This is a genomic window from Tenggerimyces flavus (assembly GCF_016907715.1).
Classification (GTDB): domain Bacteria; phylum Actinomycetota; class Actinomycetes; order Propionibacteriales; family Actinopolymorphaceae; genus Tenggerimyces; species Tenggerimyces flavus.
The window spans coordinates 5,653,638-5,678,604 of the sequence record NZ_JAFBCM010000001.1 but is presented as its reverse complement, the minus strand read 5'-3'; the positions used below and the strand labels follow the sequence as shown (position 1 = coordinate 5,678,604).

The following is a 24,967-nucleotide window of genomic DNA, read 5'->3' as shown; positions in this document are numbered from 1 at the left end:
GTGGCCGGGGTGTCGAGGTGGCCGGTGGTGCTGGCGCTGGTGGCGAGGACTGGTTGGGTCGGGGGCACCCTCGTCCGAACCTATGGGACCAGGGTGCCCCCGACCCCAACCGACCAGGCACGCTCACGGGGTGGCGTGGACCGGACGGCGGCATTGACCGGTCGAACGTGCGGCGTTAGCTTCGGTAGAAATCGATTGCTCCCGCGTCAGAGCAGCCGGCAGCCACGTTACGGGAGAGGGCCGCGCATGACCCAGCATCTGGAGCACGACCGCACGGGTACCCACGGGCACGGGGTCGACTGCTGCCCGGGCGGCAGCTGCAGTCCGTCCACCAGCGACGTCGCAAGACGCGCGTTCCTCGCGCTGTCCGCCCTTGGTGGCGCCGGCGCGTACCTCACCGTCCGCGCCACCGCGGCACACGCGCTCGGCATCGACGAGAAGCAGCTCCAGGAGTTCACGCCCACCGAGCCGCCCACGCCAACGCAGTTCAAGCAGCTCGCCGCGCGCGGCACCCCGACCACGTACACAGGCGAAGACCTGAAGTACATCGGCATGCCCGTCGGCGGAGTCGCCGCCGGCCGCCTCTACCTCGGCGGCGACGGCAAGCTCTGGCTCTGGGACGTCTTCACACCGGTGAACGTCACCGCCTCGTTCTTCGAGGGCGGCGCCTACCGGACACCGTTCCAGCAGCAGTCCCCGTTCAAGCACGGCTTCGCGCTGCGAACGACCACAACGGACGGCACGAAGACCAGGTCGCTCGACAAGGACGGCTTCGACGACATCACGTTCCGCGGCCCGTACCCGCTGGCGAACGTCACCTACAAGGAGGCAGACGTCGAGGTCAGCCTCGACGCGTACTCACCGTTCGCCCCGACCAAGGCCGACGACTCCTCCTACCCGGCGACCGTCCTCGCCTACACGGTCAAGAACACCAGCACCGCGCCGATCGACATCGCGCTCGCGGGCTGGAGCGAGAACCCGATCAGCCTCGAGTCGCGCAACGAGCAGCCCACGATCCTGCGTGCCGGCACGTTCCAGAACGGCACCGCGCGCGGTGTCGAGTTCACCACCAAACCGGGTGAGATCGGCGGCGATCCCCGTCCCGAGATCGTGTTCGAGGACTTCGAACGCGACACCCATGAGGGCTGGACGGTCGAGGGCGACGCGTTCGGCACGCGGCCGGTCACGAAGGACGAGGTGCCGGACTACTTCAAGCGGTTCGGCGACCTGCACGTGCACGGCACCAGGTTCGTCACGTCGCACGCGTTCTGGGCGGGCGACGCAGGCTTCGCCGACTCGCTGGTCGGCAAGCTGATCAGCCGCCCGTTCACGGTCGAACGCCGCTACATCACCGCCGGCGTCGGCGGCGGGCACTGGGCCGGCCAGACCTGCGTGAACGTCGTCGTCGACGGCGAGGTCGTCGCCAGCGCCGCTGGTGCGGACGCCGAACCGCTCGCGACGCGCGTGCTCGACGTGCACAAGTACGAGGGCAAGACCGCGCACCTCGAGCTCGTCGACGCGCACACCGGCGGCTGGGGTCACGTGAACTGCGACTACATCGTGTTCACCGACAAGCCCGACGTACGGCCGCTCGACGAGCTGCACGACCACGGCACGTTTGCCCTTGCGGCGTTGGATTCTCGCGCCACCACGCACCCGTCGCTCGCCAAGGCCGGCACGCTCGACGACATCTTCGACTCCGCCGCCGCACCCACGGACGTCGACGCGTCCGAACGCACGCAGACCGGCGCCGTCCGCGTGAAAGCACGGCTCGCGCCGGGCCAGCAGACCACGGTGCGCTTCGTCGTGAGCTGGTACTACCCGAGGCTCCGCGAGGCGCTCTACCACTGGATCAAGGGCCCGCAGCCGGCCCGCAACCACTACTCCACGCGCTTCCCGGCCGCGCGCGCCGTCGTCGCCGAGATCGGCAGCCGACTCGGCCAGCTGGACAAGGCGACGCGCAGCTGGGTGAAGACCTGGTACGACGACTCGACGTTGCCGCACTGGTTCCTGGAACGTACGTTCGCGCCCGCCTCGACGCTCGCGACGACGACCGTCTTCCGCTTCTCCGACGGCCGTTTCTACGGCGAGGAAGGGGAGTACTGCTGCGTCGGCACCTGCACGCACGTGTGGAACTACGCGCAGTCGGTCTCGCGCCTGTTCCCCGAGCTGGAGCGCACTGTTCGCGACCTGCAGGACCTCGGCGTGGCACTGGACGAGAACGGCGCGGTCGGGTTCCGCGGCGAGTTCTGGCCCGGCGCGGTGGCGCACGACGGGCAGGCGGGCATCCTGCTGCGTACGTACCGCGAGCACCTGATGTCGCCGGACGACTCGTTCCTTCGCAGCGTGTGGCCGCGCGCGAAGAAGGCGCTCGAGCTGCTCGTTCGCGACGACGCGACGCCCGACGGCGGCACGCCGGACGGCATCGTGGAGGGCCGCCAGCACAACACGCTCGACCAGGACTGGTACGGCGAGATTCCCTGGCTGGGTGGGCTGTACGTCGCCGCGCTGCGCGCCGGGGCGGCGATGGCGGGGGAGTACGGCGACGCTGCCGACGCCGCGCGCTACACCGCGTTGGCCGAGAAGGGCTCGGCGCTGATCTCGCAGAAGCTGTGGAACTCCCAGTACGGCTACTTCGAGCAGCTCATCGATCCCGCTCACGCGTCCGCGACGAACTCCAACCGCGGCTGCTTCGCCGACCAGCTCTTCGGCGAGCTGTACGCGCGGCAGCTCGACCTGCCGCGGATCTTCCCGGCGGACAAGACGAGCTCGGCGCTCAGCACGATCTACCGGAACAACTTCCAGTCCGACCACGAGGGCTATCGAGAGAGCATCGACATCCATACGGGCCGGTGGTTCGCGGTGCAGGGCGAGGCCGGGCTGCTGATGTGCACCTGGCCGTACGGCGGTGACGACGAGGCGTCCGGCGCGGGCGATCCGGTGCTGGTCGGCTACTTCAACGAGGTGTGGACCGGGCAGGAGTACCAGGTCGCCGCGCACCTGATCCATGAAGGCCTGGTGGCGGAGGGGCTGGCGCTGACGCGGGCGGTGTACGAGCGGTACGACGCGGCATTGCGCAACCCGTACAACGAGATCGAGTGCAGCGACCACTACGCGCGGGCGATGATGAGCCACGCGGTGTACCTGGCGGTGTGCGGCTACTCGTACCACGGGCCGCGCGGGCGGCTGGGGTTCGCGCCCAAGCTCACGCCGGAGGCGTTCCGGGCGGCCTTCACGGTCGCGGAGGGCTGGGGCTCGTACTCGCAGCGGCGGGTGCCGACTACACAGACGGGGCGGCTGGAGCTGCGGTACGGGCGGCTGCGGCTGACCGAGCTCGCGTTCGAGACCGCCCGTCCGGCGAAGAAAGCGACCGTTCGGCTGGCGGGCAAGTCGGTCGGCGTCGCCGATCTTGCGGTGGACGGCACCCAGGTCGTGGTGAAGCTGACGGCGCCGGTGACTCTGACGGCCGGGCAGGCCTTGGAGGTCATGCTGGACGTGCGCTGACCTCTACACCACGCCCTTCTGGCTCGTCGCGGCGGTATCCACGGGCTTATTGGCCGCCCGGTCGTTACCCTCGCAGCAGGTCGAGAGGAGCGTGCCGTGGTCGTGCCCGTACCGTCCGCCACCACCCGGTGGCGCTGCACCACGTGCGGCAATCTCACGCGCTTCGACGTGATTCGGTCCGCCCGGACGCGGGAGTTCTGGCATGTCGATCTCGGGGGAGATACCAGTGTGGAAGAGACCGAGCAGCTCGCCGGGTCGATCGAGCAGGTGCGGTGTCGTTGGTGTGGCTCGGTGAACTCGGTGGTCCTCGTTCCCCGACCGGACGCGGCCGTCGTGGAGGAGTCTGACCGCAGGTGACCGAAACCCCCGAGGCGCTCAAGGGGCCGCTACCGGAGCCGGTACGGCAACGAGTGGTCGCGCTCGCCTCGGACACGCTCGGCGAGCTGGCCGCGGACGAGGTGCCGTCGACTCTGCGACCCTTCGCGCGTTTTGCCCCCGGGCGGCGGGCCCGATTGGCGGCGACGCCGCTGGCGGCGGCTCTGGAGAGCGACATCGTGTTCCGGCAGCGGGTGTCCGAGCGGATCCGTTCCGCCGTACCCGACCTCGCCGAAGCCGTCGGCCACGGCCAGGCACCGCCCGCCGCCGACCCGTTGGACGTGGCCGCCGCGGCCTTCCTGCTGCGGCCAGTGGGTTGGGCGAAGATCGTCGACGACGTCGCGGACCATCTCGAACGCGAGGCTTTGGCTCAGACGAGCGGCGCTGAGGCGGAGACCGTGGCGCGGCTGCGCGAGCAGGTGTCGGCGGCGCGAACGGAGGCGCGGGCGGACCGGGACCGGCTGCGAGGCGAGCTGGCTTCGCTCAAGGAGGAGAACGCGACGCTGCGCAAGACGTTGAAGCAGGCGCGGGATCGGGCTTCCTTGGCGGAGAAGGAAGCCGCGAAGCAGGCGGAACTGGCGGCGGAGATCCGTGACCAGGCCACGTCGGACTCGGCGCGGGCCGACTCCGAGCTGCGGCGGATCCGTTCCCGCCTGACCGACGTTGAGTCGTCGCTCGAGACGGCACGCCGGTCGGCGCGCGAGGGGCGGGACGTGGCGTCCGCGCGGCTGCGGCTGCTGATGGACACGCTCGTGGACGCGGCCCAGGGTTTGCGGCGCGAACTGGCACTCCCGCCGGTCACGACACGCCCGGCGGACACGGTGGCCGCCCATTCGCCGGCGTCGTCCGGCGCGGCGGCTGCTGGGCCGGAGGACGCGGCGTCGCTGGAGACGTTGTTGGGGCTGCCGCAGGTGCATCTGGTGGTCGATGGCTACAACGTCACGAAGACGGCCTGGCCGACGCTGACGCTGGAGACGCAGCGGTCCCGGTTGGTGACGGGACTGGGCGGTCTGGCGGGGCGTACGGGGGCGGAGATCACCTGCGTGTTCGACGGGGCGAAGCTCGACGTGACGCCCGCGGTGGCGGTGCCCCGCGGCGTCCGGGTGCGCTTCAGCCCCGCCGGCGTGACGGCGGACGAGGTGATCCGCCGCCTGGTGGCTGCCGAGCCGCCCGGCCGCCCCGTGGTGGTGGTGTCGAGCGACCGCGAAGTAGCGGACGGCGTCCGCCGCGCCGGAGCCCGCCCCGTCGCCGCCACAGCCCTCGTGCGCGCCCTCAGCCACTAGCGCCTGTGACGAACCTCGCTGAAGCGACGCAGTGGCGTCTCGGCGTGCCTGACGAGCAGGCCGCCCCAGGAGCTCCTGGATGGGCTCTCCGGTGGCTCCCGGGTGGCGGCAAATGATCATGTTTACATGATCATTTGCCGCTCTACGTGGGATACACCCCGCGTAGAGCACCCACTCGCCAGGTAAAGCGGCATCGGTGCCCATCCGCCAACACCACCGACTTACCCAACAGCGACCGCCTGCCACCTCCCCATGAACGTGGAGACTTTTGGTCGCTATAGCGACCAAAAGTCTCCACGCTCATTCTTCTCTGCCCTCGCAGGCCATTTGCCCGCTGGCAGTTCCCGCTCCCATTCGGGGAGTCATCCCGTTCAGCGGCGCCGCCAACATCTCCTCGACGCCGACGCGCCATGCCGGTCACGTCGCAGGCATGCGACCCCGCCAGCCCTTCGCCCATGTCGGCCCGCCCATGTCGGCCCGCCCATGTCGGCCCGCCCATGTCGGCCCGCCCATGTCGGCCCGCCCATGTCGGCCCGCCCATGTCGGCCCGCCCATGTCGGCCCGCCCATGTCGGCCCGCCCATGTCGGCCCGCCCATGTCGGCCCGCCCATGTCGGCCCGCCCATGTCGGCCCGCCCATGTCGGCCCGCCCATGTCGGCCCGCCCATGTCGGCCCGCCCATGTCGGCCCGCCCATGTCGGCCCGCCCATGTCGGCCCGCCCATGTCGGCCCGCCCATGTCGGCCCGCCCATGTCGGCCCGCCCATGTCGGCCCGCCCATGTCGGCCCGCCCATGTCGGCCCGCCCATGTCGGCCCGCCCATGTCGGCCCGCCCATGTCGGCCCGCCCATGTCGGCCCGCCCACCGCGGCCTGGCCACCCTCCCCGACTTGGCCACCATCCCCGCACCCCAGCCACGGGCCGAAGCAGGTCGCCGCGGGCGTTGTCAAGGGGTTGTCGGTGGGCCCGTCTAACGTGCGGAGCGGATCGCCCAGCCGCCTACTTCCCCCTTGGCAGGGCGCAGACCGGATGGAGTGGAAGATGCGGATCGACTGTGACAGCTGCGAGGTCCGGGGCCTCGCGTGCGGCGACTGTGTGGTCGCCGTCCTGCTGGGCGCCCCGCCGAGTGAGCTCGACCTCGACGATGCCGACAGGGCGGCTTTGCAGGTGTTGGCCGATTCCGGCCTGGTGCCGCCGTTGCGCCATGCCAGCATCGAGATTCGGCCTCGCGTGCCCGCCCAGGTGAGCCAAAAGCCCGCCCTCAGGCGCGGCGCCTAACGAGCCCCAAAGACAGTTGCGGAGCGTGATCGACCAGGCTCTGACCTGCGCAACGCCAGTCCAAGAGGCGTCCCGCCAGGAGGAAGCAGAACCCGCATCGCGGGACGGCGCGACACGTTATCTGACACTGCGTAGCCAACTTGACACGGAACGTGATGGACGGTTTTCTTCCCCAGAACGACACAACACGCCAACGGGGATTTGAAGGATCACGAAATGGTCACTAGAGTCCCCCGCCAGGTACTTGTTCCACGGTCGGCCGTAGGGCCGACGCAGGTACCTCGCTGAGTCGAAGGCCGGAAGCCATCCGGCTAGAGAACCGGGGAACCACGCACTTGGGGTGAATCGGAGCCGGCGCGGAGAAGTCAGACCGCGACGGTGACGTAGGGCAAACTTCCCGGCCCGAACCCGTCAGCTCACCCGGTAGGCGTCTGAGGAAGGAAGGAACCACCTCCCGTGCCAATTGGCCGGACTCATCGCACCAAAGGTGCGTTGCTTGCCTTTGGTTCCGCACTTCTCGCGGCCACCGTTCTCATCCCAGGCTCTGTGGGGTACGCCGACCCGCAGAAGAAGCTCGAAGACGTGCGCAAGCAGGTCGAGGAGCTCGAGCACAAGGCCGAGGAGTCCGCGGAACTCTCCAACGAGCTGACCGACAAGAAGGAATCCAGCGGTCGCCGGTTGGACAAGCTCAAGGCGGACACCAAGCGTCAGCAGCAGAAGGTCGCCGCGCTGCGCCGGCACATCGGGCAGCTCGCCGCGGCCGACTACCGCACTGGCGGCATGGACACGACCGTCCAGCTGTTGCTCGCCAAGAACCCCGACGACTTCCTCGCCCACATGACCACCGCTCAGGCCTTCGCCGGCCAGCAGGGTGACACGCTCACCCAGCTGAAGGTGGAGCAGAAGCGGCTCGTCGAGCGCCAGTCGCTCGTGCGGGCGGAGCTCAGCCGCTTCAAGGAGGCGGAAGAGGGCGCCGCGGCCAAGATGAAGGAAGCCGACGACCGGCTGGCCGCATCGAAGGCCGTGCTCAAGCAGCTGACCGCCGACGAGCGCGAGCGCCTCGAGAAGCAGCGTGAAGAGCGCGAGGAGCGCGAGCGCCGCCCCAGCCGCGACAAGGACCGCGACAACCCGGGCGACCCCGCACCCGACGAGGACCCGCCGGCGCCGCCCCCGGGCTCCGGTCGCAACGCGATCGCGTTCGCCGAGGCCAAGCGGTACATCGGCGTTCCGTACGTCTTCGGTGGCGAGAGCATGAGCGGCGTCGACTGCTCCGGCCTCACGTTGAAGGCCTGGGAGGCCGCGGGCGTCAACCTGCCGCACTCCTCCCGCAGCCAGTACGCGGTGTCGACGAAGATCTCCAAGTCCGAGCTGCAGGTCGGCGACCTGGTGTTCTTCTACGGTCGCCGCAGCCACGTGGGCCTCTACGCCGGCAACGGGATGGTGCTGCACGCACCGCGCCCGGGCAAGAGCGTGACATACATCAAGATGTCCTACATGCCGGTCAACGGCTACGGCCGCCCGGGCTGAGCCCGAGCACCAGCCTCAACGAACGGCCCCGGCCCGCTACTCGCGGGTACCGGGGCCGTTCGGCATGTCGGCGCACGTTCCGTACGATGCCTTCCGTGCGTCCGTCGAGCCCGACCGTCCTGGTGCGGTTCCTGCTCGCGGTCGCCATGCTCGTCGTGGCCGCCGTCGTGGCCGGGTTCTTCACCGCGCGCGGTGGGCCGGTTCCGTCCGCGGCGAACGCACGCGGTTACGTCGCCGAAGACCGACCGCCCGTCCGCGTCACCCCGACCACGCCCACGCCGGAGCCCACCACCAGCTCCCGCGCTGGCGCGCCGCGCCCCACCCGCGTCGAGCAGGCCGAGGAGCTGCTGACCCGCCAGGCCGCCGCGGTGACGAGCGAGACCAAGGCCGCCTACCTCGCGACGATCGACCCCGAGGGGGCGGCGTTCGCGCAGACGGCGGAGCGTACGTACGACAACCTCGCCAAGCTCGACGTCGCCGCCTACACCTTCGGCCAGCTCCAGGAGGACGTCGGCGCACTGGCGCACGCCCGCCGCAAGCAGCTCGGCGACACCGCGTGGGTCGCCGACGTCGAGGTCGAGGTCACGTTCAAGGGCAGCGATCCCGAGCCGTGGCGGTACGAGCAGCGCCTCGTCTTCGTCGAACGCGACGGCGTGCTCTACCTCGCCGGCGACCGTGAGGGCGAGGAGACCAAGCGGAGCAAGCCGATCTGGCTCGAGGCCGAGATCAACGTGCTGCGCGGCAAGCGCAGCCTCGTGTTCGGCACCGGGTCGAAGAGCCGGCTGCGCCCGTACGTCACCGCCGCCGACCGCGCGGTGCCGCGCGTGACGAACGTGTGGGGCGAGTTCTGGGCCCAGTACGTCGTGGTCGTCGTCCCGAAGAACCAGGGCCAGATGGAACGCACCGTCGGCACCGACGCGGGCAGCCAGAGCGCCGTCGCCGCCGTGACGACGTCGGTCGGACGGTCCCATCCCGAGCTTGCCAGCCACATCGTCGTCAACCCCAGCACGTTCGACAACGTCGGCGACCTCGGCCGGCTGGTGGTGCTGACGCACGAGATCACCCACGTCGCGACGCACGCGACGGTGACGGGGATGCCGATCTGGCTGTCCGAGGGCTTCGCGGACTACGTCGGCTTCCGCGACGCCGGCCTGTCCACAGCGGTGGTCGCGCAGGAGGTGCTCCGCGACGTTCGCGAGAACGGTGCCCCCAAGGCGCTGCCGAGCACGGAGGACTTCGACCCGAGCTCCGACGGCCTGGACGAGGCGTACGAGGCCGCCTGGCTGGCCTGCAAGTACCTCGCGGCCCATTGGAACGAGCAGAAGCTGGTCGCGTTCTACCGAGCGATGAACGACGCCAGCTCCGAGGCCGCTCGGACGGCCGCGTACCGCACGGTGCTCGACACCACTCCGGCCGCCTTCCTCAAGGGCTGGCGGGCGTACGTGGAGGAGAAGGCCGGCAACTGAGTCCGGGCAACTAGCGGCGGCCGAACGCGCGGAGCTTGGCGAACATGTCCTCGAGCAGGAACCGGGTGTCCAGGTCCTCGCACACCCTGATCGGATGGTTCGACCCCGGCAGGTAGGCACCGTCGAGTCCGAAGCGCGGCGCGGGACGGACCCGGAACGAGCCGCTGGGTGGATAGAGCATCAGGGCGATGACGGGGGAGTCGCCGAGTGAACGGGACTCGATCGGTGTCCCGTGCCACCGGGCGTTCCACTCGCGCAGCTGCTGGATGAGGTAGTCGGCCAGCGGGCTCGTGCCGCCGATCCTGTCGTCCAGCTCGGCGTAGCTCACCGAGACCTTCGTGAAGACGTCGCTCGGCACCTGCCAGATCGTGATGCCGGAATCGAAGACGACGTTCGCGGCGGCGATGTCGTTGGACAGGTTGAACTCGACCTTGGGCTCGTGGTCGAAGCCGCGATAGCCGCGCCCGCCGATCCAGATCACGACGACGTCGCGGTGCACGATCTCGGGGTCGAGCAGGATCGCGGCGGCCATGTCGGTGAGCGGACCGAGGAACGCCACGTACAGCGGATCGTTAGCCGAGGCGAGCTTGGACTCCTCGATGATCAGCCGCGCGCCGGGGGAGTCCGCCGGGGTCTGCTCGTCGGGGATGCCCGCGGCGGCACCGTTCGCCACGACGACCTTGCCGGTCAGGCCGAGGAACCCCAGCAGGAGGTCGAGCTCCGCCCGCGACTCGAGCATGCTGCGGTCGCTCCGTCTGGTGCCGAAGTGCGCGGCGATCAACCCACGGATGTCGAACGTCGGCGACAGCAGCCCGTGCACGATCGCGAACTGGTCGTCGGCCTCGTTCTTCGCATCCGAGTTGATGATCACCCGGCGCTGGGTCGGCCTGGACACGTTCATCAGGGCTCCTCGCCGATGTCCTCGTTCCACACTTCGGGGTGGGCGGCGATGAACGCGTCCATCAGCGCCTTGCATTCGGCGGAGTCGAGGTTGACCACCTCGACGCCGTTCGCCCGCAGCAGTTCCTCGGCGCCGAGGAACGTGGCGTTCTCGCCCAGCACCACGCGCGGGATCTTGTAGAGCAGGATCGCGCCGGAGCACATGTGGCACGGCGAGAGCGTCGTGTACATCGTGGCCCGCGCGTACGTCGAGCCCGGCAGCCGTCCCGCGTTCTCCAGGCAGTCCGTCTCGCCGTGCCGGATCGCGCTGCCGAGCTGCACCCGCCGGTTGCGCCCCGTCGCCACCACAGCACCGGAGACGACCAGGGCGGCACCGATCGGCACGCCGCCCTCGGACAGCCCGAGCCGCGCCTCGGCAATGGCCGCGGAAAGGAAGTCAGCGTCGCTCATTCGGCATCACCCGATTCAGCAGCAGGTACAAGAGCCCGGCGACGAGCAGCCCGGCCAGCCAGGACAGGTCGATCCCGCCCAGCGCCCGCGCGATCGGTCCCTGCAGCGGCCCGACCAGGCCGAACTCGAAGGACCAGGTCGCCACGATGCCGACGACGAACGCGATCAGCGCCGGCCACCCGTACCGGGGTAACCGCGTCCCCGTGTCGTCGAACAGAGACTCCACGTCGATCTCGCGCCGCCGAACCACGTAGTAGTGCATGAGCATCACGCCCGCCCACGGCGCGACCCAGGTGACGAGCCCGGCGAGCCACGCGTCGAGCTGTTTCGCGAAGTCGCCCTGGAACACCAGGTAGACCGTGAACAGCGCGGCGAACGCGCCGACGAGCACGGAGAGGTTGCGGCGGTCGATCCGCCAGCCGATCGTCTGCGCGCAGAGCGCACACGAGTAGACGTTCAGGATGTTCGTCGCGATCGGGCCGTGGATGACCAGCAGGATCACCGGGATCGCCAATCCTCCATAGGCGTTGACGATCAGAGCCCCGGGATCTGCCGTCGCGCTCACGGTCGCGAGCGACGCGCCGAGAACGCCGAGCCACACGACCGGAATGAACTGGCCGAGCACGCTCGCCGCGTACACCTTGCCGGCGGGCACCGAACGCGGAACGAAGCGCGAGTAGTCCGAGGCGTACGCGAACCAGGTGATGCCCCAGCCGATCCCGATCGCGGTCATCACCGCACTCATCATCGCGATCCGCTCGGACCCGGTGACCGTGCCGGGGAGCGACCACTGCACGTCGAGGCGGGTCCACGCGATCACGCTCATCGCCACCAGCACGAGCAGCGTGATCGGGACGGTCCACTTCTCGAACTTCGCGATCGCCTTGAACCCGGTCGCCGCGATCAGCACCTGCAGGCCCATGATCAGCACGACCAGGCCGAGCTTCAGCGCGATCCCGCCGGTGATGCCGAGCTCGCCGAACAGCGCGAGCAGCAGGTCCAGCACGATCCAGGTGTTGATCGCGCACCAGCCGGCGGCGATCACGCCCTGCAGGACCGTCGGCAGGTGGGCGCCGACCCGGCCGAACGCACTGCGGGCGAGGACCATCTGGCTCACGCCGGTGCGCTGGCCCATGAGGACGAACGTGCCGAACAGGGCCATGCCGATCAGGTTGCCGATCACCAGCACGAGGATCGTGTCCATCACGCTGAGGCCGAGCTTGATGCCGAGCGCGCCCAGCACCCAGTTGATCGGCGCGATGTTGGCGCCGGCCCAGATCCAGAACTGCGCGGCCGCGTTCGACGTACGTTCGGACTCGGGGATCGGACGTAGTGCCTGTTCGTCCGCCTCTGTCGCGATTCCGGTGCCCACGATCGGAGCGTAGCTGGATCGTGTTTCGAAGGAGCGATCGTTCGAGGTGCCGCGCCGGCCAGTCCCGGCCGTGCGGCACTCCCGCGCTAGCCCTTCCGCCCCACGCCGGGTGGGCGCCCGGCCTCGAGTTCGAGCTTGAGGCCGACCACGGCGTCTTTGAGCGCGATCGTATAGCGCTTGCGGAGCTTGTCGACCGTACGCGGTTTCGCCTTGTCCGGTGCGGGATCGGCGCGTAGGAACAGGTGCACGACGGTGCCGTCGCCGTACGGTTCCAGCCACAGCTCGGCGGAGCCGGTGACCTCGCCGTTGACGTACCAGCGCCTGCCCTCGAGGCCTCGGTCCTGGTAGCTGTCAAGGCTGACTTGCGGCCAACACTTGCGCCAGAACGCCTGCTCACCAAGGCGTTTCGCGAGCACCTTCGGCGGCGCGACCACGAACGTGTCGTCGGCGAGGTCGAGGGCGGTCATCGGCTCAGTCCGGGTACGCCAGCAGCTTGCGGAGCGTCGCGACCGACGACTCCCACGACCACTCCGCCTTGACCCACTCGCGTCCGAGCGCACCCATCTTCCGCGCCAGCTCGGGATCCTTCAGCAGGTCGGTGACCTTGGCCGCGACCGCGACGGGGTTGTACGGGTCGACGACATACCCCGTCTCGCCGTGCCGCACCGCGTCCGGCGCGCCGCCGGAATCGCCCACCACCACAGGAAGTCCGGACGCCTGCGCCTCCAGGAAGACGATGCCGAGAGCCTCTGGCTCCAGCCCGCCGAGCCGGGTCCGGCACGGCATCGCGAACACGTTGCCGGCGTCGAAGTACGGCGGGATCTCGGCCCACGGCACCGCACCCGCGAACACGACGTGCTTGCGTATGCCGGTCTCGTCGGTCAGCTTCTCCAGCGTCTCCCGGTAAGGCCCGTCGCCGACGATCAGCAGCGTCGCGTCCGGAATCTCCCGCAGGACATGGGGGAGTGCGCGGATCAGCGTGTCCTGGCCCTTGCGCGCGGTGAGCCTCGCCACGCAGACGATGACCGGCTTGCCGGCGTCGATGCCGAACCGCTCCCGGATCTCCTTGCCGCCCGTACCCGCCTTGAACGCGTCGGCGTCCACGCCGGGCGTCAGCCGGGCCATCCGGGCCGCGTCGGACGGGTCGAGCGCCTTCGCGATCACCGAGCGGGTGTACTCGCCCAGGTAGGTGAGGACGTCGGTGGTCCGGCCGATCCGCCGCAGCGCGTTCCGGGCGCCGGGGACGCGGGCCCACCAGGTCTCGTGCCCGTGGGTGATGCCGACGATCCGGTGCGCGCCGGCCTTGCGCAGGTCGGCGGCGAGCAGGCCGAGCGAGGCCGCGGCGCCGAACAGCACGCGGTCGCAGCCCTCGCCCTTGAGCACGGCGGTCGTCCGCGTCGACACGGCAGGCGTGGGGAGCAGCGTGCCCGTCGGATCCCGGACGACGGCGAACGGCAGCTTGGCGTCGTACGCGCGGTCACCCGGCATCGAGGCCGTGTAGACGACGACGTCGTCCGCGGGCAGGCGCTGGCAGAGCGCGAGGACGAACGCCTCGATGCCGCCCTGCCGGGTCGGGAAGTCGTTGGTCACGACGAGCGTACGAGCCACTCGCTGACCTTAATGCCTGGTCAGGGCAGGGCTCGCGCCGCAACCCGCAGATCCGCGACGAACTCCGCATAAGCGGCCTCGCGGTCGTCGGCGCGCAGGACCGCCGAGGGGTGCACGGTCGCCACGATGACGCCGTCGTGGTCCGGCCAATCGAGGACCTCGCCGCGCTGCTGGGTGACGCGGAACGACGGCCCCATCACCGAGCTCGCCGCGACCGCGCCGAGGAGCACCAGCACGGCGGGCTTGACGGCTGCCAGCTCGCGTTCCAGCCACGTCTGGCACGCTACGATCTCCGACCGGCTGGGCGTCTTGTGCAACCGCCGCTTACCGCGTTCCTCGCGGGTGAACTTGAAGTGTTTGACCGCATTCGTCAGGTACACCCCGGCGCGGTCGATGCCCGCGTCGATCAGGGCCTCGTCCAGCAGACGCCCGGCCGGGCCGACGAAGACGTGGCCCTTCTTGTCCTCCTGGTCTCCGGGCGTCTCGCCGACCATCATCAGCGGCGACTTCTTGGGACCCTCGCCGAAGACGGCCCGGTCGGCGTCCTTGTAGAGATCACAGTTGCGACAGTGCTGGACGGCCTCGCGCAGCTTCGACAGAGCTGTCGTCTCGGGGACGGTGACGGTGGCCATGTCACGTCACCTTCCCCGCTGGCGTCCGATCAACCCGTACGCTGGCGGACGATGACCGCGCAGACGATGACTCAGGCCGCGCAGGCGTTCCTCGCCAGTCTCGACGACGGGCAACGGGCGCAGGCGACGGCACCGTTCGACACGCCCGACCACCGGGAGTGGACGTACGTCCCTGGCCCGCGTCCCGGGCTGCGGCTGAAGGACATGTCCGAGGAGCAGCGGCGGCTCGCGTTCGCGTTGCTGGACACCGGCCTGTCCGAACGAGCCCAGCAGACGGCCCGCGGGATCATCGGCCTCGAGCCGATCCTGGGCGAGCTCGAACGAGTGAGCGGCACCGTCCATTTCGAACGGGACCCGGAGCTGTACTGGTTCCGTGTGCTCGGCACGCCGGGAGCCGCCGAGCCCTGGGCGTGGCGGACGAACGGGCACCACATCGCCATACACGTCACCGTCGTCGGCGACGACGTCGCCGTGACCCCGCACTTCTTCGGCGCGAACCCGGCCCGCGTCCCGAGCGGCCCGCAGGAGGGTCTGCGGGCGCTGCCGGACGAGGAGGACCTCGGCCGCGCGCTCGTGCTGGCTCTCGACGACGACCGGCGCAAGATCGCGATCGTGGCGGAGACCGCGCCCGACGACATCATGAGCCGGATGGACCCGGTCGTGGACCGGAAGGCGATGCCGTCCGGGCTCGCGTACGGCGACATGACCGACGACCAGCGCGAGCTGCTGCGCGGCCTCGTTCGCCACTACCTGACGCGCCCGACGCCGGCGCTCGCCGACGAGGCGTGGGCGCGGGTGGAGGGTGCCGGCCTCGAGCCAGTGACGTTCACCTGGGCCGGTTCGCTCGAGCCCGGCATCGGCAACGGGCACTACTACAACGTGCTCGGGCCGACGTTCCTGCTCGAGTACGACAACACGCAGAACAACGCGAACCACATCCACAGCGTCTGGCGGGACTTCGCCAACGACTGGGGCGAGGACCTGCTCGCCAAGCACTACGCCACGGACCACCGGGAGGACTCATGATCGCCGCGGCCGCGACCGCGTTCCTGGACGCGCTCGATCCCGCGCAGCGGACGACCGCCACGGCACCATTCGACACGCCCGATCGGTCGGAGTGGGTGTACGTTCCGGCGCAGCGTCCGGGACTGCCGCTGCGGGACATGACCGAGCGTCAACGCGAGCTTGCGTACGAGATCCTGCGTGCCGGACTGTCGGAGCGCGCCTTCGCCGAGGCGCGGCAGATCATGTCGCGCGAGCGCGAGGGCCGGACGATCCACCCGCTGTCGTATTACTTCCGCGTCTTCGGCGACCCTGCCGGCGCCGGGCCGTGGGGCTTCTCCGCGTCGGGCCACCACGTGGTCGTCAACCTCACGGTGGTCGGCGACACGGTCGCCGGCACGCCGCAGTTCCTCGGCGCCGAGCCGGCGATGATCGTGTCTGGGCCGGACGCCGGGCTGCGGTTCCTGCCGTTCGAGGAGGATCTCGCTCGGGACCTGCTCGGCGGCCTGGACGACGCGCGCCGCGAGGTCGCGATCGTGTCGGACGTCGCGCCGGACAACATCCTCACCCGGAACGACCCGGTCGCCGACCCGGCGGTGTTGCCGAAGGGCCTGTCGTACGCCGACCTGACGAACGACCAACAGGCGTTGCTCGAACGGCTCATCCAGCACTACCTCACCCGGCTGCTGCCGTCGGTCGCCGACGCCTCGTGGCAGCGGCTGGGTGACGCCGGGCTCGACCCGGTGACGTTCAGCTGGGCCGGCTCGACCGAGCGGGGGATCGGCAACAAGCACTACTACGCGGTGCAGGGGCCGACGTTCATCCTGGAGTACGACAACACCCAGGACGACGGCAACCACATCCACAGCGTGTGGCGCGACCTCGAGCGGGACTGGGGGACCGACCTGCTCAAGGCCCACTACGCGTCTGGTCACTAACCTTCGTTGGCCCGGCGGCGCAGGCGGTAGCCGAGCGCCGCGGCGGCGAGCGCGACACCCCAGATCGGCCAGAGCAGCTCGGGGCCGAGCGTGGTCCAGCTCATCTCCATCTCCATCGGGCCGGCCAGGACGAGGCGCCAGTACTCCAGGCCTGCCGACGTCACGAACACGGCCACGATCGTGGCGGGGACGACGGCGAGGTTCGGCGGCACGCGGCGGCCGCCGAGCAGCGGGAGCCAGCGCGGGAACTCCTCGCCCCAGCGTTGCCAGAGGCCGAGCGTGAGCAAGGCACCGACGACGGCGAACGAGGCCAGCCCGGCGCCGGCGATCCACAGGCCGGACTCCTGGCCCTCGCGGAAGAACTCCTCGCTGATCCCGAGCGGGATGCCCAGCGCCCAGGCCCAGCGGGTCGCCGCGTACAGGACCGGGATCGCGACCGCGATGCCGACCGCCCACGGGCCCCAACGGCTCACGGCCGCCAGCGTGGTCCAGGGCGCTGCCTCGTCGTGTCGAACACGTCGGCGGTAGGCGAGGGCGGCGCCGAGCAGCAGGACGCCGCCGACCATCAGCACGAGCTGGTTGAGGACGGGCCAGGGGATGGCGTCGAGGAAGCTCACGCCTTCCGGCCAGCCGAACGGGGCTCCGATGAGCAGGATCGGCGCGTACGCGACCGCGATCAGCGGCCTCCGGTCGGGGATCACGACGAGCAGGCTCGCGCCGAGGATCGCGAGGTAGCCGAACGCGGCCTTGGCCAGCACGTTGGTTCCGCGCAGGGCGAGCACGGCGGCCGCGGCGAGCAGGCCCGCGACGGCGACGACGGGGGCGAGGAGTCGCGGGTCGGCCGTTCCGAGGATGGACTCGCCGTAGCCGCGGTCAGCCGCCTTGCCGAACGGGAAGCCGGGGCCGCCGAGCGTCCAGAGGATGCCGAGTCCGCCGTACAGCAGCGCCCACCCGACCGCCACGGGCTCCACCCAGCGGGTCCATGACGACTGGCGACGCGTCGTGATCGTTGTCATGCCTCCAGCATCGGCCGCGCCGGAGCGGGACGAATCAGCCGAACGGCAGATCGTCCACCACTCACGGCGAGGTGGCTCGACCTTTCGGTCAGGGCTGGGGATTGGGGAACGTCGGAGGCTTGGGCAGGTCGTCCATCCGGCCCAGGCCGAGCGACTCGGACACCTTGTTGAACGCGTCCATGTCCAGCCCGCCGGACGAACCATCGGTCAGCTTCTGCCAGTCGACGCCCTCGCCGAGGAGGGTCTCCATTGCCTTGCGGGTCTGGGTCGCGGCATCCTCGGCGGCGGCCTTGGAGAGGTCGACGATGGTCTTCGCCAGATCCTCCGACGGCATTCGCATGGCGCGGGGGTCGAGCTCGATCGACTCGAGCTGGCCCATCGATCCGACCTCGACCTTGACGCGCTCGTCGTCGGTCTGCGCCTTCCCCCTGACCTGGTTGATCTGCTGCGTTACCGAGGCGGCCTGCGCCTGCCGTTCGCGAACCGTACGCATGGCCTGCTCAATGGCGTCCCGAGGATCCACGATTCCATTCCTTCGTAGCGAACATTTCTGGGCAACTGTTCAGGCGTCCGGCTGCTGTGTTCCCTGACCGGGCACGCCGCGGGCGCGCAGCACGCGCACCAGCGGATGGACGAGGAAGACGTAGAACGCGCCGAGCAGGATGACACTTACCAGCACGAACGCGAGCTGTGCTCCGAGGCTGTCCGCCATGCCGACGATCGTCACGATCAGCGCGCCGGCCACGGCCAGCACGATCACGACCGCCGCCGCGAAGGCGAGCCAGGTCAGACCTTGCAGCCGATTCCAGGGCGGAGGAGGGGTCTCCTTGTTCCGGCGCACGAGATTGACCGCGGCGAAGGCATAGACCACGAGTGCAACGGCTGCGACGACCAGAATCAAGGACAACGGTTCCATCAGGCTGGCTTAGCTCCCTCTTGGCTCGTTCCCCAGTCGATCTCGATCTTCGTGAAGTCCACGTCCGAACCGCGGTCGCCCTTGCCGGCCTCGGTTTCGAACTTGATCTTGGAGCTGCTGTCGCTGTACGCGATGAGCGCCATGATGAGGGCGAGAATGCCGGCGATGATACCGAGAATCGCGGCGACCGTGCCCCACGCGATGCCCGTCTGGACGCCCTCGACGGCGGGCGCGCCGACGATGGTGGCCTTCAATGCCATCAACGAGACCAGGATGATCGTGCCGGCGAGGACGATGCCGAAGATCGTCGGCATCGCGATGTTGTACCACTTCTTCGCCTCGTCCAGGGCGGTCGCGTTGCCTTCGAGGACCTTCTCGATCGACGCGAGTTCGTTCGCCACCTTGGTGATGACCGCGTCGAACTTGGCTCGGTCGTCTGTTTCGTCCCACGACTCGAGCGGAGGGCTCGCCTCGTTCTGGAACTTCTCCGCGAGCTCGGAGATCTTGCCCTTTGCCTCCCGCCACTTGGCCGCGGCGTCCTCGAGGGCCTGCTCGTCGGGGTCGGCCTCGCCGAGCGCGGCGATGAGCACGATTGCCGCGGTGGCCGCGCCGATCGAGTAGATCGCCCAGCTCGAGCCCATGACCGCGCTGGAGATCATGAACGGGTTGTAGATGGGAAACGGCGCCATCGGTCCTCCTAGTATCCCGGGGTCCCCTTGACCACCCACTGCTCCTCAGACCTGCGCCAGTTCTCCGCGGTGCGCATCATGCCGTCGTGCAGCGTCTGAAAGTCCTCGACGCCCTTCTTCAGGTTCTCGACGTGGGCGGTCTTGCAGGTGTTGTGGCTCGTCACCGCGGACTGCCCGATGCTGCCCATCGCGTCGTCGTGCAGGTTGATCTCTTCGAGCTTGCCCTTGGCAGCTTCGATGAGTGGCTTGAGGACTTCCTGCACGCGCTTCGCGCGCGACTCGATGTCGTCGCACTTGACCACTTTGGTCATCGTCCACCTCGTCCCCGTTTAGGAAGCTTGCAGCAGCCTAGCCGAGGCGTACCCGCCGACCGCGGCATCGACTCGGGGGCTGTGGATAATGCGCCGCACCCGCCCAGCCGGCCCCCGCGCGTGCCGCGACCCGGCTGCCTCGCTTGTGCCACCTGCCCTCGGCCACCCGCCTGGCGCCGCCCGTCCCTAGCCGCGTCCCCGACCTGGATGCCGCGGGCGGGTAGGGTCGCCGGGTCGCGTCCGGCGTGGTCGTTGTCATGCTCGCGGCTTCGGTGTAGGAGAGTGGTCGGTACATCGGCTCCTCGGAAGGCAGGCGGCTCAGTGGCGGACCAGACGACGTCCAGCATCACCATCGCGGCGGAGCCGGCACAGATCATGGCCGTGATCGCCGACTTCGCGGCGTACCCGACCTGGGCAGCCGCCGTGAAGGAGGTCGAGGTCACGTCCACGTACGAGGACGGCCGCGCCGCGCAGGTGCGGTTCGACCTCAACGCGGGCGCGATCAAGGACGAGTACACGCTCGCCTACACCTGGGACGCCGACCGCGAGGTCCGCTGGACCCTCGTCGAGGGCAAGGTCCTCAAGGCCCTCGACGGCGCGTACACCCTGCGCGACAAGGGCCGCGGCAACACCGAGGTGACCTACCGGCTCGTGGTCGACGTCTCGATCCCGATGATCGGCCTGATCAAGCGTAAAGCCGAGAAGGTCATCATCGACACCGCGCTCAAGGAGCTGAAGAAGAAGGTCGAGGGCGTCTGAGCGTGCCCGAAGCACCCGACGAGCCGGTCGGCTCCCTCGCGGAGGAGACGGCCAAGCTGCTCGGCACGCTGGCGGAGTGGGTACGGCACCACGCGGACGCGTGGGAGGCCGACCTCGAGGCCTGCCCGCTCTGGCAGGAGGTACGGTCCGCGGTGGCTGATCTCGGCCAGGCCGTGAACGACCTCCTCGACCCCGCTGAGGCGGATGGTCGGGCAAGATCGAGCGCGGGGTTCCAGACCATCGACCTCGACGACCCGGAGGGCACATGACCAGGACGATCGGCGTCGACGTGGGTGGCACCAAGATCGCCGCCGGGGTCGTGGAGGCCGACGGGACGATCGTCGACGAGGCGCGCCGCGACTCCCCGGCCACCAGCCAGCCCGCGATCGTCGAGGCGATCGTGGACATCATCGACGAGCTCGGCAAGCGGAACGAGGTCGAGGCAGCGGGCGTCGGCGCGGCCGGGTTCATCGACGCGGCCCGCTCGACCGTTCTCTTCGCGCCGAACCTCGCCTGGCGTGACGCCCCGCTCAAGCGCGACGTCGAGGCCAAGGTCTCGATGCCGGTCGTGGTCGAGAACGACGCGAACGCGGCCGCCTGGGGCGAGTTCACGTTCGGCGCCGGCGCGGACGTCGCCGACATGATCTTCCTGACCATCGGCACCGGGCTCGGCGGCGGGTTGGTGCTGGACGACGAGCTCTACCGCGGCGCGTACGGCATCGGCGGCGAGGTCGGCCACCTGCGCGTCGTTCCCGACGGCCACCTGTGCGGTTGCGGCAACAAGGGCTGCTGGGAGCAGTACGCGAGCGGCAGCGCGCTGGTCCGCGAGGCGCGTGAGTTCGCCCGTTCCGGCTCGCCGCAGGCAAGCCGGCTGCTCGAGCTCGCCGGCGGCCGCTACCAGGACATCGACGGGCCGATGGTGACCAAGGCCGCGAGCGAGGGCGACGGCGCCGCGATCGAGCTGCTGGACGACCTCGGCCGCTGGCTCGGCGAGGGCATCGCGACACTCGCCGCCGTCCTCGACCCCGCCGTGGTCGTCATCGGCGGCGGCGTCTCCGCGGCCGGCGACCTGTTGATCGAACCGGCCCGGCGTGCGTTCGCCCGTAACCTGACAGGGAGAGGACACCGCCCGCAGCTCGAGATGCGGCTGGCGACCCTCGGGACCGAAGCCGGGATCATCGGCGCCGCCGACCTGGCCCGACGACGCTAGCGGAGACGAGACATGCCGTTGATCCAGGCGCTCACGATCGGCGTCGACATCGGTGGGACGAAGGTCGCCGCCGGCGTGGTCGACCCTGACGGCAACGTGCTGCACCACGTCCGCCGCGACACCCCGTCGAGCAGCCCGCAGGCGACCGAGGACACGATCGCCGACGTCGTCGACGAGCTGCGGCGGCGGTACGAGGTCACCGCGGTCGGCATCGGCGCCGCCGGGTGGATCGACGTGACCGGCTCGTCGGTGATGTTCTCGCCGCACCTGGCCTGGCGGCACGAGCCGTTGCGGGACGCCGTACGCCGCCGGATCCGGCTGCCCGTCGTCGTGGAGAACGACGCGAACGCCGCCGCCTGGGCCGAGTGGATGTTCGGCGCCGGCCAGGGCGAGAGCCATCTCGTCTGCGTGACGCTGGGGACCGGCATCGGCGGCGCGGTGATCACCGACGGGATCCTGATGCGCGGCAAGTACGGCGTGGCGGGGGAGTTCGGGCACCAGACCGTGGTGCCGGGCGGGCATCGCTGCGAGTGCGGCAACCGCGGCTGCTGGGAGCAGTACGCGAGCGGCAATTCTTTGGTGCGCGAGGCCCGCGAGATCGCGGCGTCGGGGTCGCCGGTCGCGCAATACCTGCTGGACAAGGCCGGCGGCGATCCGCAGAAGATCACCGGGCCGATGGTCACCGAGGCCGCGAAGGGCGGCGACCCGGTGGCGGTCGAGCTGCTGGAGGAGGTCGGCCGCTGGCTCGGCGTGGGCTTGGCGAACATCGCGGCGGCGTTCGATCCCGGCACGTTCGTCATCGGTGGTGGCGTGTGTGAGGCGGGGGAGCTGTTCCTCGGTCCGGCGCGCGAGACCTTCCGTCGTACGTTGACCGGCCGCGGCTTCCGTCCCGAGGCCCGGATCCTGCGCGCGGCGCTGGGCCCGGACGCGGGGCTGGTCGGTGCGGCGGAACTGGCCCGCGAGAACGCCCGGCTGTTCCGTCGCCGGCGCAAGCCCCGTCCGCCCGCGTCAGCCCGCCTGCGTGCGCGTGTCGACCGGCTCACGGAGGGGCTGGCGGAAGAAGGCCCCCGCCTGCGGTAGGGCGAGCAGCACGCGCGGGAGACGCTGACGAAGGAGCACATCGTCCGGGCCGCCTTCGCCTGCTGGACGAGGAAGGGCTCGAGCGTTTCGAATGAGGGCGTCCCTGTAGCGATCTATTCGATAGAGGGACGCCCTCATTCGAAACGTGGCGGCGCTGGCGGGAGGCCCTGGTCCGGGCATTGGATGAAGGTGTCCTTTCATGCAATGGAAACGCTCTGACCTGCACGTAGGTTCGATGCAGGCAGTCTGATCTGGGCAAACGTGTTCCCATTGGTTCCGGTTGGCTGCCCGTTATGACCGGTTCTAGAGTGCCCTGGATGTGCCCTGCGTGCCCTAGATGTGCCCTGGCTGGAACGGCGGCGGTAGCTCGCCAGCCGGCCAGCCGTGCACCGGGCAGATCTGACGCTGGCTACGGAGCACGTAGTCGGTGAAGGGCTCGCCAGCGTCGTCTACCCCGTCGTAGTACGTGCCTTCGCGTTCCCGCCATCGGCAACAGCAGCGGGCCGGGAGGTGCTCGGCGGTCGTCTCGCGAACCACCGTGATGCCCGCTAGGTCACACATCATTAGGTCGCTCATCATCGTATCCCCTTCACTCGTCGGGTGGCCGGCTGTAGGTGTCGAGCGTGGCTTGGGAGGTGGACGCGTCACGGAAGGTCAGCGTCCACGGGCCGGTGTTCACGTCGAAGCCCTTCCCAAACCCGAGCCACTTGCCGGCTATCCGGCGCCCGGTCGGTTCCACGAGCATCTGTATCGCGCCGTGGTAGACAGCTCCGACGTAGAAGCCGCTCGGGCTCGTCTCTTCCCGCCATGTGCCGGTGACCACGTTCTGGTCCACTTCCAGCGCCATCGTCAGCGTGGAGCCCGGGGCGTCCGCACTCTGCGGCAGGCTGCGCACCGTGAGCCGGTTGCCGTGGTGGAGCAACACCACGTAGTGCCGGGCCGTGAACGATGCGTCCCGGCTGGACGAGTAGTACTCGTACTCGCTCAGCCACACGCCCGTGTAGTTGCCGGGAATCGTCTTGCTCTGTGCGGTTTCGGGTGCTGCTTGCGGGTCGTCTGCCGGCTCTGCGTTCCCGTTCCCGCCGTGCCCACCGTTGGCGGCCAGGTCATGCCCACCACGCCCGTCCGGGGTGACGCGAGTGCTGAATCCTAGAGCTTCGACGGGAAGCCCTGCGACCGCTTCCAGAGCGCGTGCGTAGACGGGCCGGACCGTTCGGGTGGTGCCGGACTCCCACCGCTGCACAAGCCGCTTGGACGCGTCGTTGGGGCGGCCGGTCGCCTGGCCTGCATCGCGGAGCATGCGGGCCAGATCGTCTTGGGACAGGTGCTGACTCATCCGCCATGCGCGGAGCACGTCGTTCGGGGTCCGGTCTGCCCGGTCCATGCTCGCGGTCATGCCCACAGAGCCTAGTCGAATGACGCCGGTTTGACGCCCCTTGGACGCCCGTTGCGTCGTCGTTGTGGTCGCGTGTGGACACCTACGGTCGTGACCACGGCGCACGGCTGGACGGGCTTTGGCTGTCGGGAAGCGTTCCCGGTCGTGCGCCGCACCAACGAGCGAGCTGAACGACGACAAGGCCGGGGTACCGATGGACGAACTACAAGACGCCAGCGACGACAAGGCGGCCATGTGGGTCAAGGTGCTGTCGATCCCGTGCCCGACCTGCGGGCGTCGGGCCGGACAACGGTGCGTGGACGCGGGCGGTGCCGAGTGCTACGGGCTCGGCCGGCAACACGTGCTGCGGGTCGAGCGGTCCGGGGTCCGGGTCGGCACGCTGCGCGCGTTGCTTGCGAAACGCGGCCTGATCTAGCCACTTTCCAGTTTCGGCGACGGCGGCATGTCGCCCGTGGGACCGTGGGAATGCGCGATCGCACGAACGCGCGCCAGGCTCCGCGCTAATGGAATGGGGGCATTCGATGACCGCGAAGACGGTGCCCCGATCGTGTGCAGTCTGTGGCAACGTCGCCGATCCTTCGGCATCGGTGATCATCCTGTTCGTCGGTACGCAGAAGCAGAAGACGTTCCAGCTCTGCGCGGGCCATGGGGAGACAGCGACCATGGGTCGACTTCGGCAGATCGCTCGGGGTGCGGCTCCGGCCTGGACCGACGACACCGACCAGCGGAAGTGGCGCGGCGACACGGCCCGCAGTGGGGCGAAACGACGGACTTTGCCCAGAGTTGTCAAGTCGGTGGTATCGGGCGGGCTGCTTGGCCTTGGGAAACGGCGCTAGAGCGGGCTAGAACGCCCTGGACGTAGCGTCAAGGCAAGGTTGACGGCAGCGAGCGGCCCGCGCTGCCCTTCTGCGAGCGCGGGCCGTTCTGCATGTTCGCTATGCAGCCAGGTCGACCGTGGCGAACGCTCCCGGTCGGGTGATCGCGAGTCCGACGCGCGTCTCGGCACGGAACACGATCTGATTGCGCTGGAACGACTCGCCCACCGACTCGGACCAATCGATGCGGATTCCTTCACGCGTCAGCAAGGTCGCCATGCGGAAGTCGCCCACGAGCGCGGACCCCTGGTCAGTGCCCTGGCGGGGCACTTTCGTTGCATCGATGCAGGTCAGCGCGATTTCCCGTATGAAGGGCACCTTCATCCAACGCTCCGCTGGTGTGTCGGTTGCTTCCCGCATCGTGACTTTGCCCACCAAAGGGG

At 69.7% G+C, this 24,967-nt stretch carries 27 protein-coding genes and 1 riboswitch; of the genes, 13 read left to right on the top strand and 14 right to left on the bottom strand.

Annotated features, from left to right (window positions below):
* Window positions 1–246 precede the first annotated feature (246 nt).
* From JOD67_RS26560 to JOD67_RS26535, 6 genes are all read left to right on the top strand, one after another.
* On the top strand, window positions 247–3,504 hold the full coding sequence (locus JOD67_RS26560; protein WP_205120424.1) for a GH116 family glycosyl hydrolase: 3,258 nt from the start codon (window positions 247–249) through the stop codon (window positions 3,502–3,504).
* Window positions 3,505–3,600: 96 nt separating this feature from the next.
* The gene (locus JOD67_RS26555) at window positions 3,601–3,861 is read left to right on the top strand and encodes a hypothetical protein (RefSeq protein WP_205120423.1); all 261 of its coding nucleotides are present in this window, start codon (window positions 3,601–3,603) and stop codon (window positions 3,859–3,861) included.
* On the top strand, window positions 3,858–5,162 hold the full coding sequence (locus JOD67_RS42080) for an NYN domain-containing protein (protein WP_205120422.1): 1,305 nt from the start codon (window positions 3,858–3,860) through the stop codon (window positions 5,160–5,162). The genes JOD67_RS26555 and JOD67_RS42080 overlap by 4 nt, the downstream gene beginning before the upstream one ends.
* 1,038 nt (window positions 5,163–6,200) lie before the next feature.
* Window positions 6,201–6,437, top strand: a complete 237-nt coding sequence (locus JOD67_RS26545; RefSeq protein ID WP_205120421.1) for a hypothetical protein — start codon at window positions 6,201–6,203, stop codon at window positions 6,435–6,437.
* Between the two features lie 284 nt (window positions 6,438–6,721).
* A riboswitch (cyclic di-AMP (ydaO/yuaA leader) is annotated at window positions 6,722–6,882 on the top strand.
* Window positions 6,883–6,983: 101 nt separating this feature from the next.
* Window positions 6,984–7,964, top strand: coding sequence for a C40 family peptidase (locus JOD67_RS26540; RefSeq protein WP_307782562.1), 981 nt, complete (start codon window positions 6,984–6,986; stop codon window positions 7,962–7,964).
* Between the two features lie 95 nt (window positions 7,965–8,059).
* Window positions 8,060–9,430 carry a gluzincin family metallopeptidase gene (locus JOD67_RS26535; RefSeq protein WP_205120420.1) on the top strand — a complete coding sequence of 457 codons (1,371 nt, stop codon included), beginning with the start codon at window positions 8,060–8,062 and terminating at the stop codon, window positions 9,428–9,430.
* Window positions 9,431–9,440: 10 nt separating this feature from the next.
* On the opposite strand, the gene JOD67_RS26530 is transcribed toward JOD67_RS26535, so the two are convergent.
* The 6 genes from JOD67_RS26530 to JOD67_RS26505 form a co-directional block, all read right to left on the bottom strand.
* Window positions 9,441–10,331 (bottom strand): nucleoside hydrolase, encoded by an 891-nt coding sequence (locus tag JOD67_RS26530; protein WP_239554062.1) that lies wholly within the window; start codon window positions 10,329–10,331, stop codon window positions 9,441–9,443.
* On the bottom strand, window positions 10,331–10,780 hold the full coding sequence (locus tag JOD67_RS26525; protein WP_205120419.1) for a nucleoside deaminase: 450 nt from the start codon (window positions 10,778–10,780) through the stop codon (window positions 10,331–10,333). The genes JOD67_RS26530 and JOD67_RS26525 overlap by 1 nt, the downstream gene beginning before the upstream one ends.
* The gene (locus JOD67_RS26520; protein WP_205120418.1) at window positions 10,767–12,152 is read right to left on the bottom strand and encodes a purine-cytosine permease family protein; all 1,386 of its coding nucleotides are present in this window, start codon (window positions 12,150–12,152) and stop codon (window positions 10,767–10,769) included. Before JOD67_RS26520 ends, JOD67_RS26525 begins: the two co-directional genes overlap by 14 nt.
* 86 nt (window positions 12,153–12,238) lie before the next feature.
* Window positions 12,239–12,619 carry a polyketide cyclase / dehydrase and lipid transport gene (locus JOD67_RS26515; RefSeq protein ID WP_205120417.1) on the bottom strand — a complete coding sequence of 127 codons (381 nt, stop codon included), beginning with the start codon at window positions 12,617–12,619 and terminating at the stop codon, window positions 12,239–12,241.
* A gap of 4 nt (window positions 12,620–12,623) precedes the next feature.
* The gene (locus tag JOD67_RS42075) at window positions 12,624–13,760 is read right to left on the bottom strand and encodes a glycosyltransferase family 4 protein (protein ID WP_205120416.1); all 1,137 of its coding nucleotides are present in this window, start codon (window positions 13,758–13,760) and stop codon (window positions 12,624–12,626) included.
* 20 nt (window positions 13,761–13,780) lie between these two features.
* Window positions 13,781–14,392, bottom strand: a complete 612-nt coding sequence (locus JOD67_RS26505; RefSeq protein ID WP_205120415.1) for a UdgX family uracil-DNA binding protein — start codon at window positions 14,390–14,392, stop codon at window positions 13,781–13,783.
* A 51-nt stretch (window positions 14,393–14,443) separates the two neighbouring features.
* Between JOD67_RS26505 and JOD67_RS26500 the strand changes: the two genes are divergently transcribed.
* Window positions 14,444–15,418 carry a DUF3500 domain-containing protein gene (locus tag JOD67_RS26500; protein WP_205120414.1) on the top strand — a complete coding sequence of 325 codons (975 nt, stop codon included), beginning with the start codon at window positions 14,444–14,446 and terminating at the stop codon, window positions 15,416–15,418.
* Window positions 15,415–16,332 carry a DUF3500 domain-containing protein gene (locus JOD67_RS26495; protein ID WP_205120413.1) on the top strand — a complete coding sequence of 306 codons (918 nt, stop codon included), beginning with the start codon at window positions 15,415–15,417 and terminating at the stop codon, window positions 16,330–16,332. The genes JOD67_RS26500 and JOD67_RS26495 overlap by 4 nt, the downstream gene beginning before the upstream one ends.
* Here the strand turns inward: JOD67_RS26495 and JOD67_RS26490 are convergent.
* From JOD67_RS26490 to JOD67_RS26470, 5 genes are all read right to left on the bottom strand, one after another.
* Complete coding sequence (locus JOD67_RS26490; protein WP_205120412.1) at window positions 16,329–17,348, bottom strand: NYN domain-containing protein; 1,020 nt, start codon at window positions 17,346–17,348, stop codon at window positions 16,329–16,331. The two genes, JOD67_RS26495 and JOD67_RS26490, sit on opposite strands and share 4 nt — an antisense overlap.
* Before the next feature lie 88 nt (window positions 17,349–17,436).
* A complete protein-coding gene (locus JOD67_RS26485) occupies window positions 17,437–17,871 on the bottom strand; it encodes a YbaB/EbfC family nucleoid-associated protein (RefSeq protein ID WP_205120411.1) in 435 nt (144 codons plus the stop codon).
* Window positions 17,872–17,910: 39 nt separating this feature from the next.
* A complete protein-coding gene (locus tag JOD67_RS26480) occupies window positions 17,911–18,264 on the bottom strand; it encodes a hypothetical protein (protein WP_205120410.1) in 354 nt (117 codons plus the stop codon).
* A complete protein-coding gene (locus tag JOD67_RS26475) occupies window positions 18,264–18,953 on the bottom strand; it encodes a WXG100 family type VII secretion target (RefSeq protein ID WP_205120409.1) in 690 nt (229 codons plus the stop codon). Before JOD67_RS26475 ends, JOD67_RS26480 begins: the two co-directional genes overlap by 1 nt.
* A gap of 8 nt (window positions 18,954–18,961) precedes the next feature.
* The gene (locus tag JOD67_RS26470; protein ID WP_205120408.1) at window positions 18,962–19,264 is read right to left on the bottom strand and encodes a hypothetical protein; all 303 of its coding nucleotides are present in this window, start codon (window positions 19,262–19,264) and stop codon (window positions 18,962–18,964) included.
* A 321-nt stretch (window positions 19,265–19,585) separates the two neighbouring features.
* Here JOD67_RS26470 and JOD67_RS26465 point away from each other — a divergent pair, with 321 nt between their 5' ends.
* The 4 genes from JOD67_RS26465 to JOD67_RS26450 are packed head-to-tail and all read left to right on the top strand — an operon-like array spanning window position 19,586 to window position 22,313.
* The gene (locus JOD67_RS26465; protein ID WP_205120407.1) at window positions 19,586–20,023 is read left to right on the top strand and encodes an SRPBCC family protein; all 438 of its coding nucleotides are present in this window, start codon (window positions 19,586–19,588) and stop codon (window positions 20,021–20,023) included.
* Window positions 20,024–20,025: 2 nt separating this feature from the next.
* Window positions 20,026–20,292 carry a hypothetical protein gene (locus tag JOD67_RS26460; RefSeq protein WP_205120406.1) on the top strand — a complete coding sequence of 89 codons (267 nt, stop codon included), beginning with the start codon at window positions 20,026–20,028 and terminating at the stop codon, window positions 20,290–20,292.
* Window positions 20,289–21,233, top strand: coding sequence for an ROK family glucokinase (locus JOD67_RS26455; protein WP_205120405.1), 945 nt, complete (start codon window positions 20,289–20,291; stop codon window positions 21,231–21,233). Before JOD67_RS26460 ends, JOD67_RS26455 begins: the two co-directional genes overlap by 4 nt.
* A 12-nt stretch (window positions 21,234–21,245) precedes the next feature.
* Window positions 21,246–22,313 carry an ROK family glucokinase gene (locus JOD67_RS26450; protein WP_205120404.1) on the top strand — a complete coding sequence of 356 codons (1,068 nt, stop codon included), beginning with the start codon at window positions 21,246–21,248 and terminating at the stop codon, window positions 22,311–22,313.
* 333 nt (window positions 22,314–22,646) lie between these two features.
* Here JOD67_RS26450 and JOD67_RS26445 read toward each other — a convergent pair whose 3' ends face one another.
* Together JOD67_RS26445 and JOD67_RS26440 are read right to left on the bottom strand one after the other, a co-directional pair.
* Window positions 22,647–22,889, bottom strand: coding sequence for a hypothetical protein (locus JOD67_RS26445; protein WP_205120403.1), 243 nt, complete (start codon window positions 22,887–22,889; stop codon window positions 22,647–22,649).
* A gap of 13 nt (window positions 22,890–22,902) precedes the next feature.
* Window positions 22,903–23,709: a helix-turn-helix domain-containing protein gene (locus tag JOD67_RS26440; RefSeq protein WP_205120402.1), complete on the bottom strand. Its 807-nt coding sequence runs from the start codon at window positions 23,707–23,709 to the stop codon at window positions 22,903–22,905.
* Window positions 23,710–23,902: 193 nt separating this feature from the next.
* Between JOD67_RS26440 and JOD67_RS26435 the strand changes: the two genes are divergently transcribed.
* Complete coding sequence (locus tag JOD67_RS26435) at window positions 23,903–24,124, top strand: zinc finger domain-containing protein (RefSeq protein WP_205120401.1); 222 nt, start codon at window positions 23,903–23,905, stop codon at window positions 24,122–24,124.
* A gap of 520 nt (window positions 24,125–24,644) precedes the next feature.
* Here the strand turns inward: JOD67_RS26435 and JOD67_RS26430 are convergent.
* Window positions 24,645–24,908, bottom strand: a complete 264-nt coding sequence (locus JOD67_RS26430; protein ID WP_205120400.1) for a phage major capsid protein — start codon at window positions 24,906–24,908, stop codon at window positions 24,645–24,647.
* Window positions 24,909–24,967 lie beyond the last annotated feature (59 nt).

Coding starts and splice junctions, on each gene's coding strand:
- JOD67_RS26560 (WP_205120424.1), top strand. CDS start 247: ATGACCCAGCATCTGGAGCACGACCGCACGGGTACCCACGGGCACGGG.
- JOD67_RS26545 (WP_205120421.1), top strand. CDS start 6,201: ATGCGGATCGACTGTGACAGCTGCGAGGTCCGGGGCCTCGCGTGCGGC.
- JOD67_RS26530 (WP_239554062.1), bottom strand. CDS start 10,331: ATGAACGTGTCCAGGCCGACCCAGCGCCGGGTGATCATCAACTCGGAT.
- JOD67_RS26525 (WP_205120419.1), bottom strand. CDS start 10,780: ATGAGCGACGCTGACTTCCTTTCCGCGGCCATTGCCGAGGCGCGGCTC.
- JOD67_RS26515 (WP_205120417.1), bottom strand. CDS start 12,619: ATGACCGCCCTCGACCTCGCCGACGACACGTTCGTGGTCGCGCCGCCG.
- JOD67_RS26505 (WP_205120415.1), bottom strand. CDS start 14,392: ATGGCCACCGTCACCGTCCCCGAGACGACAGCTCTGTCGAAGCTGCGC.
- JOD67_RS26500 (WP_205120414.1), top strand. CDS start 14,444: ATGACCGCGCAGACGATGACTCAGGCCGCGCAGGCGTTCCTCGCCAGT.
- JOD67_RS26495 (WP_205120413.1), top strand. CDS start 15,415: ATGATCGCCGCGGCCGCGACCGCGTTCCTGGACGCGCTCGATCCCGCG.
- JOD67_RS26490 (WP_205120412.1), bottom strand. CDS start 17,348: ATGACAACGATCACGACGCGTCGCCAGTCGTCATGGACCCGCTGGGTG.
- JOD67_RS26480 (WP_205120410.1), bottom strand. CDS start 18,264: ATGGAACCGTTGTCCTTGATTCTGGTCGTCGCAGCCGTTGCACTCGTG.
- JOD67_RS26475 (WP_205120409.1), bottom strand. CDS start 18,953: ATGGCGCCGTTTCCCATCTACAACCCGTTCATGATCTCCAGCGCGGTC.
- JOD67_RS26470 (WP_205120408.1), bottom strand. CDS start 19,264: ATGACCAAAGTGGTCAAGTGCGACGACATCGAGTCGCGCGCGAAGCGC.
- JOD67_RS26455 (WP_205120405.1), top strand. CDS start 20,289: ATGACCAGGACGATCGGCGTCGACGTGGGTGGCACCAAGATCGCCGCC.
- JOD67_RS26450 (WP_205120404.1), top strand. CDS start 21,246: ATGCCGTTGATCCAGGCGCTCACGATCGGCGTCGACATCGGTGGGACG.
- JOD67_RS26445 (WP_205120403.1), bottom strand. CDS start 22,889: ATGAGCGACCTAATGATGTGTGACCTAGCGGGCATCACGGTGGTTCGC.
- JOD67_RS26440 (WP_205120402.1), bottom strand. CDS start 23,709: ATGACCGCGAGCATGGACCGGGCAGACCGGACCCCGAACGACGTGCTC.
- JOD67_RS26435 (WP_205120401.1), top strand. CDS start 23,903: ATGGACGAACTACAAGACGCCAGCGACGACAAGGCGGCCATGTGGGTC.
- JOD67_RS26430 (WP_205120400.1), bottom strand. CDS start 24,908: ATGAAGGTGCCCTTCATACGGGAAATCGCGCTGACCTGCATCGATGCA.